Consider the following 16,649-nt stretch of genomic DNA (forward strand, 5'->3'; position numbering starts at 1 on the left):
TCATCCATATGTGAAGCTGGCCCGCCCCGACGTGTTCCATCCCCGCATCGTGTTCGCCAGTTGCGCGGCACTTCCCGAAGGCGACAGCGATGACGAGGGCCTGGTCGAGGCCCTGCGCACGCGCGGCCTGCCGGTCAGCTGGAAGTCCTGGGACGACCCGGCCACCCTGGAGGCCGACCTGGTGGTGTTGCGCGCCACGTGGGACTACAGCGAGCGTCTCGACGAGTTCCTGGCCTGGACGCGAGCGGTGCGCAACCTGCTGAATCCGCCGGACGTGGTGGCATGGAGCACCGATAAGCACTATCTGCTGGATCTGGCGCAGGACGGTCTGCCGATCGTGCCCACCCGGTACTACGCGGTCGGCGATACGGTGCGGGCGCCCCAGTGCGAGGTGGTGGTCAAACCCGCCGTCGGCGCCGGATCGGTGGGCGCGCAACGGTTCGTCGACCCCCGTGCGGCGGTGGCCCACGCGCAAGCGCTGCAGGCCGACGACCGCGCGGTGTTGGTGCAGCCCTATGACCCGCGGATCTCCGGCGGGGAGACCGCGCTGGTGTTCCTCAACGGTGAACCCTCCCACGCCTTCACCAAGGGTCCGATCCTGCCGCCGGCCGGGCGCGGACCGGAGTTCGAGCAGACCGGGACGTTCGCCGCCGAGAAACTCGGCGCCGCCGACCCCGCCGACGAGGTGTGGGAGGTCGGTCACGCCGCGGTGGCCGCGGCGACGACACGGTTCGGCATCCCGGCACGCGATCTGCTCTACGCGCGCGTCGACGTCATCGGCGGGGCCGATGACCCGCGGCTGCTGGAATTGGAACTCGTCGAACCGTCGCTGGGGTTCCGCCAGCTCGGCGCGACCGATAAGCGGCGCGCCGAACGTGAGTACGCGCTCGGCGTGGAAGCGGCCCTGATCCGGCTGGGGCTCGGCCCGCTGTCACACCGCGGGGCGTGATCGCAGTGCTCGATGCCGATGATGTCCAGCGCATCGCACTGTCGCTACCCGAGACCAGGGAGAAGGAGCGCTGGGGGCATCCGACCTTCGACGTGGCGGGCAAGATGTTCCTCACTGTGCCCGACGACCAGACGTCGATTGCGGTGCGCTGCCCGAGATTTGATCGCGAGGAGCTGATCGCCGCCGAGCCGCACAAGTTCTGGGTGCCCCCACACGAAGCGCCATCGGCGTGGGTGCGGGTTCGGCTCGACGCCCTGGAAGACGCGCGGGAACTGCACGACATTCTGCTGGACTCCTGGCGGCAGGCGGCCCCGAGCAGGCTCACCGACCTCGAGGACTCCTGACTAGACCGGGTCGACGAGGCGCACCCCGGTGCGTACATCGAACCGGTGCACATCACGCGCCGACAGTTCGACCGTGGCGCCAACGGTGACATCGGACAGTGCCGCCGCCTCGACGACGCTGGTCAGCTGCTGATCGGCCGAGCGGACCGTGATGATGGCCCGCGGCCCGAGCAGTTCGACGAGTTCGACCACCGTGGCCCCGTCCGGGGACGGGGTGAGGATCAGGTCGTCGGCACGCACCCCGATCGTGACCGCACCCGCATCGGGGCCGCCCACCGTGATCCGCACGCCGGATTCGGTACGCAATTCACCGCCGGTGACCGCGCCGTCGATCAGGTTCATCTTCGGGCTGCCGACGAAGGTGGCCACGAAGGTGTCGGCCGGTCGGCGGTAGACCTCCTCGGGTGGGCCGGCCTGGGCGATGCGACCCTCGCGCATCACCACGATCCGGTCCGACAGCGTCATCGCCTCTTCCTGGTCGTGGGTGACATAGAGCGAGGTGATGCCCAGTCGGCGTTGCAGCCGCAGGAGTTCGGTACGGGTCTCGACGCGCAACTTGGCGTCCAGGTTGCTCAGCGGTTCATCGAAGAGGAAGACCGCGGGTTCGCGGATGATGGCCCGTCCGATCGCCACCCGCTGCTGCTGCCCGCCGGAGAGATCCTTGGGCTTGCGTTCGACGAGCGCGCCCAGGCCCAGCGATTCGGCGATCTCGTCGGCCCGCCGGAGTGCCTCGGTGCGGGGAATCTTCTTGGCCCGCAACGGAAAGGCGATGTTCTCCCGCACCGAAAGATGCGGATAGAGCGCGTAGTTCTGGAACACCATCGCGATATCGCGGTCCTTGGGTTCCAGCGCGGTCACATCGCGATCACCGATCCGGATGGTGCCGGCGCTGACCGCTTCGAGCCCGGCCAGCATGCGTAGCGAGGTGGTCTTACCGCAGCCGGACGGTCCGACCAGCACCGTCATGCTGCCGTCGGCGAGTTCCAGGTCCAGGTCCGACACCACGCTGGCCGACCCGAACGATTTGCCGACCTTGGAGAAAGTGACCGATGCCATTCTTGTACAACCTCGCTTGTCTAGTACTTGACCGCGCCGCCGCTGATCCCCTGGACCAGGCGTCGCTGGATGAAGAAGCTGGCGATGACGACGGGGATGATCGCGATCATGATCGCCGCGCTCATGGTGCCGATCTGCACTCCGCGGAAGGTGTTGAAGTTCGCGATGGCCACCGGCAGGATCGCCGCGTTTCCGGGGGCCAGGATCAGCCCATAGAACAGGTCGTTCCACGACAGCGTGAACCCGAAGATGCCGGCGGCGCCGATACCGGGGTACACCTGCGGCAGCACCACCATCCGGAACGCCTGCCACCGGGTGAATCCGTCCACCCTCGCCTGCTCCTCCAGTGAGGCGGGCACCGCCTCGAAGAAGCCGATCAGGAACCAGGTGACCAGCGGCAGCACGAAGGACAGGTGCGCGAAGATCACCGGTGCCAGGGTGTCGGTCATCCGCAGCGCCTGCGCCATGGTCAGGAACGGGAACACCATCACCGCCGGCGGAACCACCTGCGCGGCAAGCATGCCGAATCGGGTCAGCGATCCGCCGGCCCGGTACTTGGCGATCACATAGGCGCCCATGCTGCCGACCACCAGGCTGATCGCCACCGTGATGACGCCGACGAGTGCGCTGCGACCGGCGGCGGCGAACACCCCGGACTCGACCACGGCCTGCCAGTTCGCCAGGCTGGGAACGAAGGCGAACAGGAACGGTTCCGACATCTGTTGGGGTGTCTTGAAGCTCGCGAGCGCCACCCAGACGATGGGGAACAGCACGAAGACGAACGCCGCGGTGAGCACCGCGAGGCGCAGGACCTCGAGGGGGCGGGGCCGGCTCATCGGAGGGCACCCTTCTGCGTCGACCCGGCGCGGTTGCGCTCCATGGCGCGGAACGCCGCCACGATCACGACCAGTACGAGCGCCAGCACGATGAAGGCCATGGCGCTGGCCTGGGCGAGCCGGAAGAACTGGATGCCTTCGAGATACATGAAGTACTGCAGGGTCTGGGTGTCGGTGCCCGGGCCGCCTCGGGTGGTGGCGTAGATGTACTCGAAGACCCGAAGGGCATCCAGGCCGCGCAGCAGCACCGCGACGGTGAGCACCGGGGCCAGCATCGGGATGAGCACCCGGCGCAACCGGTACACCGGGCCGGCGCCGTCGACGCGGGCGGCCTCCATGGGTTGTTTGGGCATGGACTCCAGGCCGGCCAAGATCAGCAGCACCATGAACGGCGTCCACTGCCAGACATCGATGAAGGCCAGCGTCAGCAAGGCCTTTCCGGCGCCGAAGAAGTCGTAATCGGCGCCCACCGCGTGCAGCAGCGCCGGCACTGCGCCGATCTGATCGTTGAGCAGGAAGCGGAAGATCAGCCCGACCGCAATCGGGGTGATGAACATGGGCGCGAGCACGATCGCCCGGGACAGGTCCTTGGCCCAGCGTTGCTGATGCAGGGCAAGGGCGAGCGCGAAGCCGAGAACCAGTTCGAGGCTCACCGCGATCACCACATACATGGCGGTGGTCGCGAAGGCCTCCCAGAACGCCGGATTGGTCAGCGCGCTGGTGAAATTGGCCGCACCCACGAAATCCGGTTGCGTGCGATCGGTCAGCTTGTAGTCGGTCACTGACAGATACGCCGCGTAGCAGAGCGGGAATCCGACGGCCACGGCGAACAGGGCGAGCAGCGGCGTGAGCATGCCGTACTTGAACGTCATCGCGGACACCCCATCCGTCCTGTGCGCCAGGTGGCCGTCGGATTCCCGAGGGTCACTGCTGGATCCGCTCCGCAGCTGCCTGCGCATCACGCAGTGCGTCGGCGACGCTCTTGTTGCCTGCGGCGGCATCGTTGAGCTCGGTGCCGACCGCCTGGATCATCTCTTCGCCGCCCTTGCCCTGGGTGAGCGGGGCCGCGTCGGCCAGGATCTCGCCGACCGTCTTGTAGTAGTCGGCGCCGTACCCGTCGGCGAGCACCTGCGGGTTGTTCAGCGAGCTCTCCCGGATCACGGCACCACCATCGGCGACCCGCTGCGCGTCGATCTCGGGTGAGGTCACCCACGAGGCGAACGCCCAGGCGGCGTCGGCGGCCCCGGAGTTGGCGGGAATCGCCCAACTCCAGGACCCCAGAGCGGATTTGCCGCCGGGGATGGGGGCAAGCGCAAACTGTCCGGCACGTTCTGCCGAAGCGCCCTCGGGATCGTTGAGCGCGGGCAGGTTCCAGTTGTAGCCGATCATCGAGGCGGCCATACCGCCGGAGACGGAGCGGAACGCCTCGTCGAAACCCCAGGACAGGCTGTTCGCCGGCGCCGCGGTCTTATAGGTCTCGATATAGGCGTCCAGGGCGCGGGCGGCTTCCGGCGTGTCCAGCGAGGGCTTGCCGTCCTCGCCGTAGATCGATCCGCCTGCGGCGAACAGCCAGTTGGCCCATTCCTCGAAGATCTTGTAGCCGCGCTGGGGCTGCATCGCGATGCCGGCGCGGTCGGCGGTCTTGAGCCGCTGCGAGGTGGACACCAACGCGTCCAGATCGGTGGGGACACTCTGCCCCGCCGATGTCAGATCACCGGTGTTGTAGATGTAGCCCAGCGCGTAGTTGTAGAACGGGACGCCGTAGGTGGTGCCCTCGACGTCGGTGATCGCCGTCAGCGAGTCGAAGAAATCTTCCGGCTGGTAGTCCGGGGTGGCCGCGATCCGGTCGCCCAGCGGCTGCAGGAAGCCGGCGTCGGCGAAATCGTCCATCCAGGGGTTGTCCACCACGATGAGGTCGTAGGCGGGCTGCGAGGCCTGGAACGAGGACACCAGGCGGTCCCGCATCTGGTCGAAGGTCATCGTCTCGATCTCGACCTTGATATCGGGATACTTCTGATTGAACTGCCCGACAAGGCCTTTGACGATGTCGGTGTCGGGGACGTTCTCCATCAACACCCGCACCGTGGCGTTGGTGTCGGTGGGAATCTCACCGAGACCCGACGAGCTCTGCTCGCCGGATCCGCCGCTGCCTGCGCAGCCGGCGAGGGTCAGGCTGGTGGCGGCGATGATCGCGGGCAACCAGCGCAAGGTTGGGATTTTCATGGTCCTCTTCTCTTTGTCCGGGTGGATCGAGCGTGTGCGGGCGATGGTGGACTCAATCCATGTAGGCACCGCCGTTGACCGACAGTGCTTCTCCGGTGATGAACCGGGCATCTTCGGAGACCAGGAACGCCACCGCACGGGCGACGTCGTCGGGGGTCTGCAGGCGACCCAGGGGAGTGGCGTCGACCCAGGACTTGCGCACACCGTCGGGAGTGGATCCGGTGAGCAACGCCTCCCACTCCAGCTCGCGGGACTGCATCGGAGTGGCCACGAAACCGGGGCACACGCTGTTGACCGTGATGCCCTGGGGGGCAAGCTCGAAGGCCATCGCCTGAGTGAGCCCGAGGACGCCGAACTTGGAGGCCACGTAGTCCGCCAGGAATGGCACCCGGCCCTGTTTGGCCGCCATGGACGCGGTGTTGACGATGGTGCCGCGCACTCCGGTGCGGATCATTGCCCGCGCGGCGGCCTGGCCGCACAGAAAGACACCCTTGAGGTTGATGTCGAGGCTGCGGTCCAGTTGGTCGGTGGACACGTCGACGAAGCGCGCCATCGCCGAAATCCCCGCGTTGCTCACCCAGGCGTGCAGTCCCACCCGATCGGCCACGTCGTCGGCGAGTTGCGCTGATCCGGCGGCGTCGGTGACATCGAGTCGGGCGGCCTCGTGCCCGGTCCCGCTCAGCACCGCACGGGTCTGCTCGGCGGCCTCGGCGTCGATATCGGTGACGATGACCCGCCAGCCCCGCTCGGCGAGGGTGGCGGCGATGGCGCGTCCGATGCCCGAACCCGCGCCGGTGACGACGGCGGTCTGGGTGCTGGCGGTGGTGTCGGGGGTGGTCATGGCCGTGCCTTTCGGGCGATGCGGTGGGAGATGGGGGTCAGCACGTCGCCGAGTTCGCGCCACTGGGCGTAGGCCTCGGCGTAGCGGTCGACGTTCTGCGGGTTGGGCACGACAGGTTCGCCGACGGTCTGGAACATCGCGGTGTTGTCCCAGCCGTCGAGCAGCCCGGTGCCGACCGCGGCGATCACCGCGGCACCCAGTGAGGCGCCCGGGTGACCGACGATCGGGGACAGCGGGGTGCCCAGCACATCGGCGAGGATCTGCTTCCACAGCACCGACCGGCTGCCTCCGTTGGTGACCAGCGCCCGGTGCAATGGCACACCCATCGAGGCGAACACCTCGGTGTGGTGCCGGAAACCGTAGGCGATCGCTTCCAGCACGGACCGGTACATGTCCGCGCGGTTGTGGGCGAGGTCGAGTCCGACGAAGGCGCCGCGTAGATCGGGGTCGTGCAGGGGGCTCTTCTCGCCGAGAAAGTAGGGCAGACAGAGGATTTCGCCCGGGTTGCGGGTGTCGGCCTCATCGTCGAGGTCCACCAGGTCGATACCGCCGGACAGGGTCTGGAACCAGCGGATCAGGCTGCCGCTGGTGGCCATGCAGCCGTTGGGCAGCCACCGTCCGGGCACGGGGTGCGCGTCGAGATAGAGCCGGGCATCGATGACCGGCTGATCGGCGGCGACCAGGATGTCCCCGGCGCCACCGAGTTTCACCAACCAGTCACCCTCGGCGTTGATGCCTGCGGCGTAGGCCGAGAGCACATGGTCGGCCCCGCCGACGATCAGCGGCAGGCCGGCGGTCAGTCCGGTGGCCTCGGCGGCCGCGACGCTGAGCGCGCCGGCTTGGGCGCCGGGGGCGAGTGCGCCGGGCACCAGTTCCGCGGACAGGCCTGCCGCGGCGTACATCGGCTCGAAGCGTTCACCGGTGATCGTGCCGAGCCCGGCTTCCAGTGCCCAGTTCAGCTCCACATGCGCGGGCGCGCCGAGGGCCATCAGCACCCAGTCGTAGGAGCCGACCAGGTGTGTCGTGCGGCTCCAGGTCTCGGGTTCGTGGCGTTGCAGCCACAACGCGGTCGGGCCCACCGATTGTTGGGTCACCGCGGAACCGGTTGCGCGCAGCACGGTCTCGTCGTCGAGCGCGCGCTGGAGTTCGGTGATCTCGGCGGTCGCGCGGGCGTCGTTCTGGAGCAGGGCGCGCCGGACCGGGGCGCCGGTACCGTCCACCGGCACGACGGCCGGGACCATACCGGTGGTGGACAGTGCGCCGATCCGGTCGGGGGTGACGCCGGAGGTGGCCAGCACGTCGCGGATGCCGGCGTGCACGTTGCGCAGCCATTGGGTCGGATCGGCCTCGGCGTGGCCGGGGGCATCGGAGAACAGCTGAGCGTCGTGGGTGGCCTGGGCGACGATGCGGGCTCGGCCGATATCGACGAGCACGGTCTTGGTACCGGTGGTGCCGATATCAATGCCGATGGTGAACTCCGGCATGCCATCCCTTCGGTTGATGTCCGCCATGTGGTCGTTGCGGTGGGACCACCATACTTACTCTGTTATATTCTCACAAGACATGTGCGATAGTCACGTTAACTCACGAGAACCTCCTGGATTACTGTGATTTAGTAACATACGGTTAACGCAGCACAGCTCGGAAAGACCCAGACGACGCGGAGAGGCGCCCCCATGACCAGTTGGCTCGATGATGTATTTGCCGTGCAGAAGCCCGTGATCGCGATGCTGCATCTGGCGGCACTTCCGGGCGATCCCGGCTTCGACTCGGCCGCGGGCGTCCGGGCGGTCGTGGACCGCGCCAAGGAGGAATTGGCCGCGCTGCAGGAAGGCGGTGTCGACGGCGTCATGGTCTCCAACGAGTTCAGCCTGCCGTACCTGACCAAGACCGAGCCGATCACCGCCATCACCATGGCCCGGGTGATCGGTGAGTTGCTGCCCGATTTCACCGTGCCCTACGGCGTGAACGTGCTGTGGGATGGTCGCGCCTCGATCGACCTGGCGGTGGCCACCGGTGCCCAGTGGGTGCGCGAGATCTTCACCGGCGTCTACGCCAGCGATTTCGGCCTGTGGGACACCAACGTCGGCGAGGTCGCGCGGCACCGGCACCGCGTCGGGGGTGCCGGGGTGAAGCTGCTGTTCAACATCGTCCCGGAGTCGGCGGTCTATCTGGCCGACCGTGATCTGGCCTCGGTCACCGCCACCACGGTCTTCGCGACGAAACCCGATGCCATCTGCGTGTCCGGTCTGACCGCGGGGGCATCCACCGACGCCCAGGCGCTGCGGGTGGTCAAGGACAATGCCGGCGCGGTGCCGGTGTTCGTGAACACCGGTGTGCGCGCACACAATGCGGCCGAACAGCTGTCCATCGCCGACGGAGCGGTCGTCGGCACCTATTTCAAGCAGGACGGGGTGTTCGAGAACCGTGCCGTGGCCTCCCGGGCCGCGGAACTGATGGACGCGGTGAAGGAATTCCGCACGACGTTATGACCGAGCAATTGCGCCTGCTGGCGATCGAGGCCGCCCGGCTCGGGGCCGCGGTGTGCCTGCGGCACTGGGGCGAGACAATGCACCTCGCCACCAAGAGCGCCGCCGGCGATGTGGTGACGGCGGTGGACCGTGCCGCCGAGGAGGCCGTGCGTGCGGCGCTGCTGGAGGCCAGACCCGATGACGGTGTGCTCGGCGAGGAGCTGCCCGAGCGGATCGGCACCGGCTCGGTGCAGTGGGTCGTCGACCCGCTCGACGGCACCACGAACTACATCCGGCGCCTGCCGCATTTCGGTACCTCGGTGGCGGCCCGGTCGACGGCCGACGGCAGCTGGCTGGCCGGTGCGGTGTGCGCGCCGGCCCTGGGGATGACCTGGAGTGCCGCCAAAGGTCTTGGTGCTCAACTTGACTCAGGATCCGGGGAGGTGCGGCTGCCGCTGGCGCTGATGGAGTCGTCGGTGCGATTGGTGGGCACCGGGCTGTCCTACGATCCCGGCCACCGGCGCAGACAGTTGCGCGAACTCGGCACCGCGATGGCCGAATACACCGATATGCGCCGATTCGGGGCGGCCGCACTGGATCTCTGCCTGGTGGCGCAGCGCAGCCTGGATGCCTTCTTCGAGGATGATCTCGCCGTGCACGACTGGGCGGCGGGCGCGCTGATCGCCGAGGAGGCCGGCGCGGTGGTGACGCGCTCCGAAAGCGCCGGGGCGTCAGCGCGCTGGCGGTGACTGGTCGCGCGGTGCGCGCTCGCGCCCTGACCGATCTGCGTTGACACACACCACCGAGACACCCGCCGCACGCAGCGCCTCGACCGCCGGATGGGTGGCCGGCCCATCGGTGACCAGGATCGAAATCGCCGACACCGGTGCCACGTTGATCAACTGCACCCGGCCGAGTTTGGAGGCGTCGGCGGCCACGATCACCCGGTCCGCCGCCCGCATTGCCGCCTGTTTCACGTTGCCTTCCTCGCGGTGGTACTCCGAGGCGCCGCGCTTACCGTCCACCCCGGCGATGCCCATCACGTAGGTGTCGCAGTTGTACCGCAGGTAGAAGTCCTCGGCCTCGGCGCCGATCAGGCTCAGCTCACCGGGCCGGACCTTGCCGCCGGTCAGCAGGATCGTGGTGTCCGGTTCGTCGGCGAGTTCGATGGCGACCAGCACGCTGGGGGTGATCACGGTCAGCCCCAGATCGCGGCCCTTGACGGCCCGCGCAACCGCCAGCACCGTGCTGCCGCTGTCCAGGATGACGGTCTCGCGCGGGGTCAGCAGGTCGGCCACCGCGTGCGCGATGTGCAGTTTCTCATCGGCGGAGTCGGCGGCGCGCGCGTCGAAGGACGGCTCGGTCGACTTGCCGCCGAATGCGATCGCGCCACCGAGTACCCGGCGCGCGACGCCCTGCTCCTCGAGCCGCTCGATATCGCGACGGATGGTCATCTCGGACACGTCGAATTCATCGGCCAGGGTGGCGAAGTCGACCTCGCGGTCGGTATGGATCCGCGCGGCGATCGCTGCTCGGCGCGCGTGCGCGTTCAGGCCGGGGGTCATTCCGACAGCCTAGGTCAAAGTTGTGAATTAATCACAACAATCACACCGTGATGGTGTTGCGTTCTCGCATCGATGCCCACAGTGCTGCAGTGGCCGCGGTGCATGCGCCCGCCCCGGCGACGTGTAACGCCACCAACGCCTCGGGCACGCCGGTGAAGAACTGCACGGCGCCGAGCGCACCCTGGGCGGCGGCCAGGCCAACGACCACGCCCAGCCGTGTCAGCACCGGCCGGGGCGCGCGGACCGCCAGCAGCGCGAAGCCGAGTGCCACCAGCAGTGAGAGATAGGAGATCAGCAGCGTCGAGTGCATGTGCACCAGGGTGGTGATCTCGACCTCCAGGCGGGGCACTGGACGCTGCAGGCTCTTGTCGCCCGCGTGCGGTCCCGCGCCGGTCACCATGGTGCCGGTCACCAGAACGGCCGACAGGGCGATCCCGCTCAGAGCGGTCAACTGGCGCAACGGTGTGGGCACCACGGTCGCCGGTTCGCCGTCGTCGGGCTCGCCGATCTTGGCGTACAGCAGCACCGACAGCCACACCATCGCCATGGATACCAACAGGTGGATGGCGACGGTCCACCAGAGCAGGCCGGTGAGCACCGTGATCCCGCCGATGACCGCCTGTGCGACGGTCGAGGCCGGCATCAGCCAGGCGTAGGCCAGTATCTCGCGCCGCCGCCGGGCCCGGGTGACGGCGATGACCGCGGCCGCCGCGGTGAGCACGACCAGGAAGGTCAGCATCCGGTTGCCGAATTCGACGGCCTGATGGATGCCGGCGACCTCGGCGTGCGGGACCGGGGTGAAACTGCCGGGGAAGCACTGCGGCCAGGTGGGGCAGCCGAGCCCGGAGGCCGTGACGCGCACGATGGCTCCGGTGACGGCGATACCGCCCTGGGTGAGGATGACCAGCGCCGCGACGATGCGCTGCGCACGCAGGCTGGGCACGGGCAGCGTGTCGACGAGTCTGAGGAAAAGTCGTCCGACAGCCACGGCCCGATCGTAGAGCAGCGCTAACTACGGGTTGTAGTAGGGCCTGTCCGGCGCGGCGCGACGAACGGCACCAGCACCTCGTCGACGAGTTCGACCACCAGGTCATCGGTGATGGGGTCGCCGGTGACCAGCAGGCGATGCCACAGCACGCTCTGTCCGAGTTCCCGGGCGATGTGTACCGGCACGTCCGGGCGGACGTCACCGCGTTCGATGCCGCGGGCCAGCAGTGCGGCCATCTCTTGCTTGCGCCACCCGATCACGTCGGCGCGAAACGCGGTGGCCAGCGTCGCGTCGCCGGCCATGGCGGCCACGGCGGCCCGCATGGCGGCGCCCTGCGGGCCGGTGAACAGCGCCGCCCACCCGCGCAGCACGGCCAGCATGTCGGTGCGATAGCTGCCGGTGTCCTGGTGCGGGATGGCCGCCTTCGCGGTGCGCAACAGGGTGTCACGCAACAGTTCTCGTCCGTCCGCCCAGCGGCGGTAGAGCACCGGCTTGCTGGTACGCGCGGTGGCGGCGACCGCCTCCATCGTCACGGCGGCCGGGCCGTGTTCGGTCAACAGGGCGACGACGGCGCCGTGGATCGCGGTATCGAGTTCGTCGCCACGGCGCCGCATGAAACCTCCTCATAGGAAACGCTTGCGTATCTTACGCGCGCGCCGCAGGATATAAGAAACGCAATCGTATCTTGGAGGTCTGATGAGCCGTCCCGTGCTCTATCCGCTGCGCACCGTCGACTCGGCCACGGTGCGCTATACGGCCGCGCCACACCGTCGCCGAAGGGTGACCATCGACCACCGTCCGCTGCGCGGGGTGACGCCGTCGATGCTGCTGGACTGGTTCTCCGGGCTCGGCGGGACGATGGACTACGGCGGTGAGGTGATCGACCGATACCTGGCCTGGCATCCCATCGACCACATCAGATGGGAACTGGCCGCCGGCGAGCACGCGGCCGAGGGTGCCCGGTTCCGGATCGTGGAGGCCTTCGGCGGGCGACCGGAATACCGCGTCGACGTCGTCGACCGGGTGGAGAAACTCGACGAGACCGGGATCCGGCTGGTGCAGCGGGTGGCCGGGGTGATGGTGTTCAGCCTGGAGCACACCTGGTCTGCGGGCGACGACGGCACCCACTACGTGAGCGTCCTCGACGTCGGGGCCCGCACACCGCTTTTCCGGCCGGTGAACGCCCATCTCTGCCGAAAGTTCCCGGATCACATGGCGCGCGCCTGGGTTCGGCACAACATCGAGGAGGTCGGCCAGTTGGAGTTTCTGCTGCCCGGCCTCAACACCAGATCGCCAGCTGCCGGCCGCGACCGTCGACCTGCGGCGGATCCGGCAGGCTGAACGCCGCCCCGGTGGCGATACGGTGCGCACTCCACGCCGCGGCGCCCGCATCGAGCACGTCATCGGCGGGTACCGCCGCGACGGCGCGGCCCAGGTCCTCGGGGATGTCGATGCCATGCGAGGTCAGCATCCGGAGCCGGGCGCGCTGGCCACGCCAGCTCTTCTTCTTGCCGTCGGCGGCCAGCAGACCCATTTCGTGAAAGGACAGCTCGGGGTGCACCTCGTGCAGGGGCAGCCCGGTCTCGTCGTGCAGAGCCTCGGCCTCCAGGAACTTTCGCCGCAGACCCCAGGTCTGGATGCTGATGCCGGTGCCGGTGAGGGCTTTCGCCGCGGCGGTGGCCGCCGCATGGTCGGGCGCGTCGAACACCGGGCGGGGCGGCATCGCGAACAGACTCGACGACCGGGCACCGAGACGGCGTCGGGCGGCCCGGTCCGAGGCGCGCACCTCGGAGTCCAGCAGGCCCAGCGGTATGTCGACGCCGATGGCGACCGCGTCGGGTGCGGCGGCCACCAGACCGCCCAGCGTCTCGTCCACATGGGCGCCGGCATAACGCCCGTCCCGGAGCTCGATGCCGACCCAGCCGTGCTTCCAGCCGTCGACCCCGAGCACCGTGCTCACGTGAAGCGGAACCAGCGCAGCGCGGCCAACGCCGAGAGCACCCCCCAGGCCGCCAGCACGGCGATGCCGAACCAGTCCGCCGACAGCGTCATCGCCTGCGTCAGCGACTCGGTCAGCGCACCCGACGGTGTCAGCCGCGCCACCCAGCGCAGCGCCGCGGGCACCGGACCGCCGTCGAGCGTCAGGGCGCCCAGTCCGGCGAAGACGAACCACAGCAGGTTTGCCAGGGCCAGCACGATCTCCGAGCGCAGTGTCCCGCCGAGCAGCAGTCCCAGTGCGGCGAAGGTCGCGGTGCCGAGCGCGATCACCACCGCGCCCAGTGCCAGGGCGCCCACCTCGGGGCGCCACCCCAGGGCGATGCCGATGCCGCCCAGCAGGATCGACTGCAGGAACACCACGGCCACGACGGCCAGCGACTTGCCGGCGACGATGCCCCACACCGGAAGTGCGGTGGCGCCGAGCCGTTTCAGCGCGCCGTAACGGCGGTCGAAGGCCACCGCGATGGCCTGCCCGGTGAAGGCCGTCGAGATGACCGCCAGCGCCATGATCGCGGGGGTGAAGGTGGCCGCCCGGTTGGCACCGAAGTCGCCGAGCGGCAACAGGGTCAGGCCGATCAGCAGGGTGATCGGGATGAACATGGTGAGCAGCAGCTGCTCACCGTTGCGCAGCAGCAACCGCAGCTCCAGGCCGAACTGCGCGATCAGCATCTGGCGCACCCCGGCCGGGCGCGGGTCGGGGGTGAAGGTGCCCGCGGCGAAACGATTGCTCACGATCTCAACTCCCTGCCGGTCAGATCGAGGAAGACTTGTTCCAGGCTGCGCTGTTCCACCCGCATGTCGGTGGCCAGCACGTTCACCCGCGCGCACCACGCGGTCACCGTGGCCAGCACCTGTGGATCGATGTGTCCTTCCACCAGATACTCCCCGGGCGTGGCCTCGGTGGCCCGGTAATCCTCCGGAAGCGCCGAGATCAGCAGGGTGAGATCGAGTTTCGGTGGGGCGGTGAAGCGCAGCTGGTTCTCTGCGCCGTTGCGCATCAACTCTGCCGGCGTGCCCGCGGCCACCGTCGCGCCGTGGTCGATGATGACCAGCCGGTCGGCCAGCTCCTCGGCCTCGGTGAGTTGATGGGTGGTCAGCACGACCGTCACGCCGTCGCGGCGCAACGCGTCGATCAGCTCCCACACCACGATGCGCGCATGTGCGTCCATACCGGCCGTCGGCTCGTCCAGGAACACCAGATCCGGGCGGCCGACGACCGCGCAGGCCAGGGCCAGGCGCTGCTGCTGGCCGCCGGAGAGCCGGCGATAGGTCGTGCGTGCGGCATCGGCGAGGCCGAGCGTGTCCAGCAGCCACTGCGGGTCGAGGGGATTGGCGGCGTAGGCGGCCACCAGATCGAGCATCTCGCCGGCGCGGGCCGCGGGGTAGCCGCCGCCGCCCTGCAGCATCACGCCGATGCGCTCACGCAGTTTGGCGTTGTCGGTGGTCGGGTCGAGGCCGAGGATCTCGATGCTGCCCGCGTCGGGACGCAGGAAGCCCTCGCACATCTCGATGGTGGTGGTCTTGCCCGCGCCGTTGGGCCCGAGCAACGCGAACACCTCGGCGCGGTGCACCTCGAGGTCGAGATTGTTCACCGCGATCGTCGCTCCGTAGCGCTTGGTCAGGCCGCGCAGCCGCACGACGGGCTCAGAACCGGTGGTCACGGAGATTCAGCGTAAGCGTCGGGTCTGGCAGCCGGTGGCTCCGGTCCGGGTCGGCGGTCATCGGGCCCTGGATCGGGCAGCGGGCGCCACGGCAGCCGACGGTAGGTGAGCGCGATCAAGAGTGCCACGATCACGGCGCTGGCCAGCGTGGCGTCGACGATCTGGAACAGGGCGAACCGGTCGCCGTTGGCGGTCGGCCCGAATATGCCCACCACCAGCGTCATCGCGATGGCGGAGCCGCGGAATCCGGGTCGGGTGGCCCACGTGGCCAGCGGGATGATGGCCCACAGCAGGTACCAGGGCTGGACCACCGGGAACAGCAGAACCGTGGCGCCGAGCGCGACACCGAGGCCGCCGACGGGGTGCAGCCGGCCGCGGAAGACCGCCAGCAGCAGCCAGGTCACCAGGATTGCGATGATGATCACACCGATGCCACGGGTGAGCCCCAGTACGGAGGTGGTGTGGTCACCGAGGCCGAGCAGGATGCCGACCTGCCCGGTGCCCAGCGCGATCAGGGTGGGCGGTGACATCCAGGACCGCACCACGTTCGCGGTGCCCAGGGTGAACAGCCAGCCGAAGCCCAGGCCGCTGGCCCAGCCGATCACGGCCATCACCGCCAACGACAGTGCGCCCAGGGAGAACCCGGCAGCCAGCAGTGCCCTGAAGGTGCCGCCCCAGCGCCACGCCAGCGCCATCACGATGAAGCCCATCGCCAGCAGCGAGGGCAATTTGACCTGGGAGGACATCGTGACCAGCACGGTGCCGGCGACCAGCATCGCGGTGGCTCGGGGCGGGATCCGCCACTGCCCGTCGCGGACGCCGTCGATACCGCGCAGCGCGAACTCGGTGCCCGCCAGCATCAGGCCGAGCATCAACGCCTCGTTGTGGATACCGGCCACCAGATGCATGAACAGCAGCGGATTACACGGACCCAGCCACAGTGCGCTCACCTCGTGTACACCGCACCGCTGCGCCAAACGCGGGGTGGCCCAGACGATGAGTCCGACACCGACGAGCACCACCAGCCGGTGGCACAGCACGGCGGCGACGATGTTGTCACCGGTGAGCACCGATATGCCCTCGCCGATCCACAGGAAAAGCGGACCGTACGGGGCCGGGGTCTCGCGCCACAGGCTGGGCACCGACAGGGTGAAGACGTGATCCAGGCCGAGCCCGGGCGCCGGGCCGACCAGATACGGGTCCAGACCGAGCCGGGCGATCTGGCTCTGCGCCAGGTAGGAGTAGACGTCCTTGCTGTACATCGGCGGGGCGATCAGCAGCGGCAGCAGCCACAGCATGAGCGTGCGATCCAGTTGGCTGCGGGACATCCGGTGCGGTCCGAGGGCGAACCGGCCCAGCATCAGCCAGGCCAGCGCCATCATCACCGCGCCGGTGGTGGTCATCGTCAGGGATACGGTCTGGATGCGTGAGGGCAGGTTGAGCAGACGGACGCCGAACGTGGGGTCCTGGACGACCGGCCGGGCGCCGGCGCCGAGCGCGCCGATCGCCATGAGGACGGTTCCGGTCGCGCCGAATACCCTGGTGCGACGCAGTGAGACGACCTCAGCGCCGGTGAGGGGTGACCCGACCGACCGTTCGTCGGCGTGCCATCGGGCGACCGCCGAGCTGAAGGACCCAAGGGCGGTCATGCGAGCAGCGTAGCGGCCGGGCTTTTGTGGCCCGCCACGGTTAGGACCGGCGGCCCGGCGGGGTCGGG

18 protein-coding genes are annotated in these 16,649 nt (G+C 68.8%); 5 read left to right on the forward strand and 13 right to left on the reverse strand.

Going from position 1 to position 16,649, the window contains the following annotated elements; all coding sequences use genetic code 11:
- Positions 1-10 precede the first annotated feature (10 nt).
- A complete protein-coding gene (locus C6A86_RS12955; protein WP_105365076.1) occupies positions 11-949 on the forward strand; it encodes a RimK family alpha-L-glutamate ligase in 939 nt (312 codons plus the stop codon).
- A complete protein-coding gene (locus C6A86_RS12960) occupies positions 946-1,293 on the forward strand; it encodes an MmcQ/YjbR family DNA-binding protein (RefSeq protein WP_311101173.1) in 348 nt (115 codons plus the stop codon). The genes C6A86_RS12955 and C6A86_RS12960 overlap by 4 nt, the downstream gene beginning before the upstream one ends.
- On the opposite strand, the gene C6A86_RS12965 is transcribed toward C6A86_RS12960, so the two are convergent.
- From C6A86_RS12965 to C6A86_RS12990, 6 genes are read right to left on the reverse strand one after another with little or no spacing between them, the layout of a single operon-like run.
- Positions 1,294-2,349 (reverse strand): ABC transporter ATP-binding protein, encoded by a 1,056-nt coding sequence (locus C6A86_RS12965; RefSeq protein ID WP_105365075.1) that lies wholly within the window; start codon positions 2,347-2,349, stop codon positions 1,294-1,296. It abuts the gene before it with no gap.
- 20 nt (positions 2,350-2,369) lie between these two features.
- Complete coding sequence (locus C6A86_RS12970) at positions 2,370-3,185, reverse strand: carbohydrate ABC transporter permease (RefSeq protein WP_105365074.1); 816 nt, start codon at positions 3,183-3,185, stop codon at positions 2,370-2,372.
- The gene (locus C6A86_RS12975; protein ID WP_311101174.1) at positions 3,182-4,057 is read right to left on the reverse strand and encodes a sugar ABC transporter permease; all 876 of its coding nucleotides are present in this window, start codon (positions 4,055-4,057) and stop codon (positions 3,182-3,184) included. The genes C6A86_RS12970 and C6A86_RS12975 overlap by 4 nt, the downstream gene beginning before the upstream one ends.
- Before the next feature lie 52 nt (positions 4,058-4,109).
- Positions 4,110-5,408, reverse strand: a complete 1,299-nt coding sequence (locus C6A86_RS12980) for an ABC transporter substrate-binding protein (protein ID WP_105363266.1) — start codon at positions 5,406-5,408, stop codon at positions 4,110-4,112.
- 52 nt (positions 5,409-5,460) lie between these two features.
- A complete protein-coding gene (locus C6A86_RS12985; protein WP_105363267.1) occupies positions 5,461-6,249 on the reverse strand; it encodes an SDR family NAD(P)-dependent oxidoreductase in 789 nt (262 codons plus the stop codon).
- On the reverse strand, positions 6,246-7,733 hold the full coding sequence (locus tag C6A86_RS12990; protein ID WP_105363285.1) for an FGGY-family carbohydrate kinase: 1,488 nt from the start codon (positions 7,731-7,733) through the stop codon (positions 6,246-6,248). Before C6A86_RS12990 ends, C6A86_RS12985 begins: the two co-directional genes overlap by 4 nt.
- 192 nt (positions 7,734-7,925) lie before the next feature.
- On the opposite strand from C6A86_RS12990, the gene C6A86_RS12995 reads away from it, so the two are divergent.
- Positions 7,926-8,741, forward strand: coding sequence for a BtpA/SgcQ family protein (locus tag C6A86_RS12995; RefSeq protein WP_105363268.1), 816 nt, complete (start codon positions 7,926-7,928; stop codon positions 8,739-8,741).
- Positions 8,738-9,469 (forward strand): inositol monophosphatase family protein, encoded by a 732-nt coding sequence (locus tag C6A86_RS13000; protein WP_105363269.1) that lies wholly within the window; start codon positions 8,738-8,740, stop codon positions 9,467-9,469. The genes C6A86_RS12995 and C6A86_RS13000 overlap by 4 nt, the downstream gene beginning before the upstream one ends.
- On the opposite strand, the gene C6A86_RS13005 is transcribed toward C6A86_RS13000, so the two are convergent.
- Genes C6A86_RS13005 through C6A86_RS13015 form a run of 3 tightly spaced genes read right to left on the reverse strand, consistent with a single transcriptional unit; the run spans position 9,452 to position 11,887 of the window.
- Entirely contained in the window at positions 9,452-10,285 is an 834-nt protein-coding gene (locus tag C6A86_RS13005) for a DeoR/GlpR family DNA-binding transcription regulator (RefSeq protein WP_105363270.1), read from the reverse strand. The two genes, C6A86_RS13000 and C6A86_RS13005, sit on opposite strands and share 18 nt — an antisense overlap.
- 40 nt (positions 10,286-10,325) lie before the next feature.
- Positions 10,326-11,273 carry a heme A synthase gene (locus tag C6A86_RS13010; protein ID WP_105363271.1) on the reverse strand — a complete coding sequence of 316 codons (948 nt, stop codon included), beginning with the start codon at positions 11,271-11,273 and terminating at the stop codon, positions 10,326-10,328.
- Between the two features lie 20 nt (positions 11,274-11,293).
- Positions 11,294-11,887 carry a TetR/AcrR family transcriptional regulator gene (locus tag C6A86_RS13015; RefSeq protein ID WP_105363272.1) on the reverse strand — a complete coding sequence of 198 codons (594 nt, stop codon included), beginning with the start codon at positions 11,885-11,887 and terminating at the stop codon, positions 11,294-11,296.
- Between the two features lie 82 nt (positions 11,888-11,969).
- On the opposite strand from C6A86_RS13015, the gene C6A86_RS13020 reads away from it, so the two are divergent.
- A complete protein-coding gene (locus C6A86_RS13020) occupies positions 11,970-12,614 on the forward strand; it encodes a hypothetical protein (protein ID WP_105363273.1) in 645 nt (214 codons plus the stop codon).
- Here the strand turns inward: C6A86_RS13020 and C6A86_RS13025 are convergent.
- The 4 genes from C6A86_RS13025 to mptB are packed head-to-tail and all read right to left on the reverse strand — an operon-like array spanning position 12,553 to position 16,581.
- Entirely contained in the window at positions 12,553-13,233 is a 681-nt protein-coding gene (locus C6A86_RS13025; protein WP_199196179.1) for a DUF429 domain-containing protein, read from the reverse strand. The two genes, C6A86_RS13020 and C6A86_RS13025, sit on opposite strands and share 62 nt — an antisense overlap.
- Positions 13,230-14,006: an ABC transporter permease gene (locus C6A86_RS13030; RefSeq protein ID WP_199196181.1), complete on the reverse strand. Its 777-nt coding sequence runs from the start codon at positions 14,004-14,006 to the stop codon at positions 13,230-13,232. Before C6A86_RS13030 ends, C6A86_RS13025 begins: the two co-directional genes overlap by 4 nt.
- Complete coding sequence (locus tag C6A86_RS13035) at positions 14,000-14,932, reverse strand: ABC transporter ATP-binding protein (RefSeq protein WP_105363275.1); 933 nt, start codon at positions 14,930-14,932, stop codon at positions 14,000-14,002. Before C6A86_RS13035 ends, C6A86_RS13030 begins: the two co-directional genes overlap by 7 nt.
- Positions 14,929-16,581 carry a polyprenol phosphomannose-dependent alpha 1,6 mannosyltransferase MptB gene (mptB, locus tag C6A86_RS13040; RefSeq protein WP_105363276.1) on the reverse strand — a complete coding sequence of 551 codons (1,653 nt, stop codon included), beginning with the start codon at positions 16,579-16,581 and terminating at the stop codon, positions 14,929-14,931. The genes C6A86_RS13035 and mptB overlap by 4 nt, the downstream gene beginning before the upstream one ends.
- Positions 16,582-16,649 lie beyond the last annotated feature (68 nt).

This window comes from Mycobacterium sp. ITM-2016-00316 (assembly GCF_002968335.2).
GTDB lineage: Bacteria > Actinomycetota > Actinomycetes > Mycobacteriales > Mycobacteriaceae > Mycobacterium.

Excerpts from the sequence above, each read along its gene's own strand:
- C6A86_RS12965 (WP_105365075.1), bottom strand. The coding sequence starts at position 2,349 with ATGGCATCGGTCACTTTCTCCAAGGTCGGCAAATCGTTCGGGTCGGCC.
- C6A86_RS12970 (WP_105365074.1), bottom strand. The coding sequence starts at position 3,185 with ATGAGCCGGCCCCGCCCCCTCGAGGTCCTGCGCCTCGCGGTGCTCACC.
- C6A86_RS12975 (WP_311101174.1), bottom strand. The coding sequence starts at position 4,057 with ATGACGTTCAAGTACGGCATGCTCACGCCGCTGCTCGCCCTGTTCGCC.
- C6A86_RS12980 (WP_105363266.1), bottom strand. The coding sequence starts at position 5,408 with ATGAAAATCCCAACCTTGCGCTGGTTGCCCGCGATCATCGCCGCCACC.
- C6A86_RS12985 (WP_105363267.1), bottom strand. The coding sequence starts at position 6,249 with ATGACCACCCCCGACACCACCGCCAGCACCCAGACCGCCGTCGTCACC.
- C6A86_RS12990 (WP_105363285.1), bottom strand. The coding sequence starts at position 7,733 with ATGCCGGAGTTCACCATCGGCATTGATATCGGCACCACCGGTACCAAG.
- C6A86_RS12995 (WP_105363268.1), top strand. The coding sequence starts at position 7,926 with ATGACCAGTTGGCTCGATGATGTATTTGCCGTGCAGAAGCCCGTGATC.
- C6A86_RS13000 (WP_105363269.1), top strand. The coding sequence starts at position 8,738 with ATGACCGAGCAATTGCGCCTGCTGGCGATCGAGGCCGCCCGGCTCGGG.
- C6A86_RS13005 (WP_105363270.1), bottom strand. The coding sequence starts at position 10,285 with ATGACCCCCGGCCTGAACGCGCACGCGCGCCGAGCAGCGATCGCCGCG.
- C6A86_RS13015 (WP_105363272.1), bottom strand. The coding sequence starts at position 11,887 with ATGCGGCGCCGTGGCGACGAACTCGATACCGCGATCCACGGCGCCGTC.
- C6A86_RS13020 (WP_105363273.1), top strand. The coding sequence starts at position 11,970 with ATGAGCCGTCCCGTGCTCTATCCGCTGCGCACCGTCGACTCGGCCACG.
- mptB (WP_105363276.1), bottom strand. The coding sequence starts at position 16,581 with ATGACCGCCCTTGGGTCCTTCAGCTCGGCGGTCGCCCGATGGCACGCC.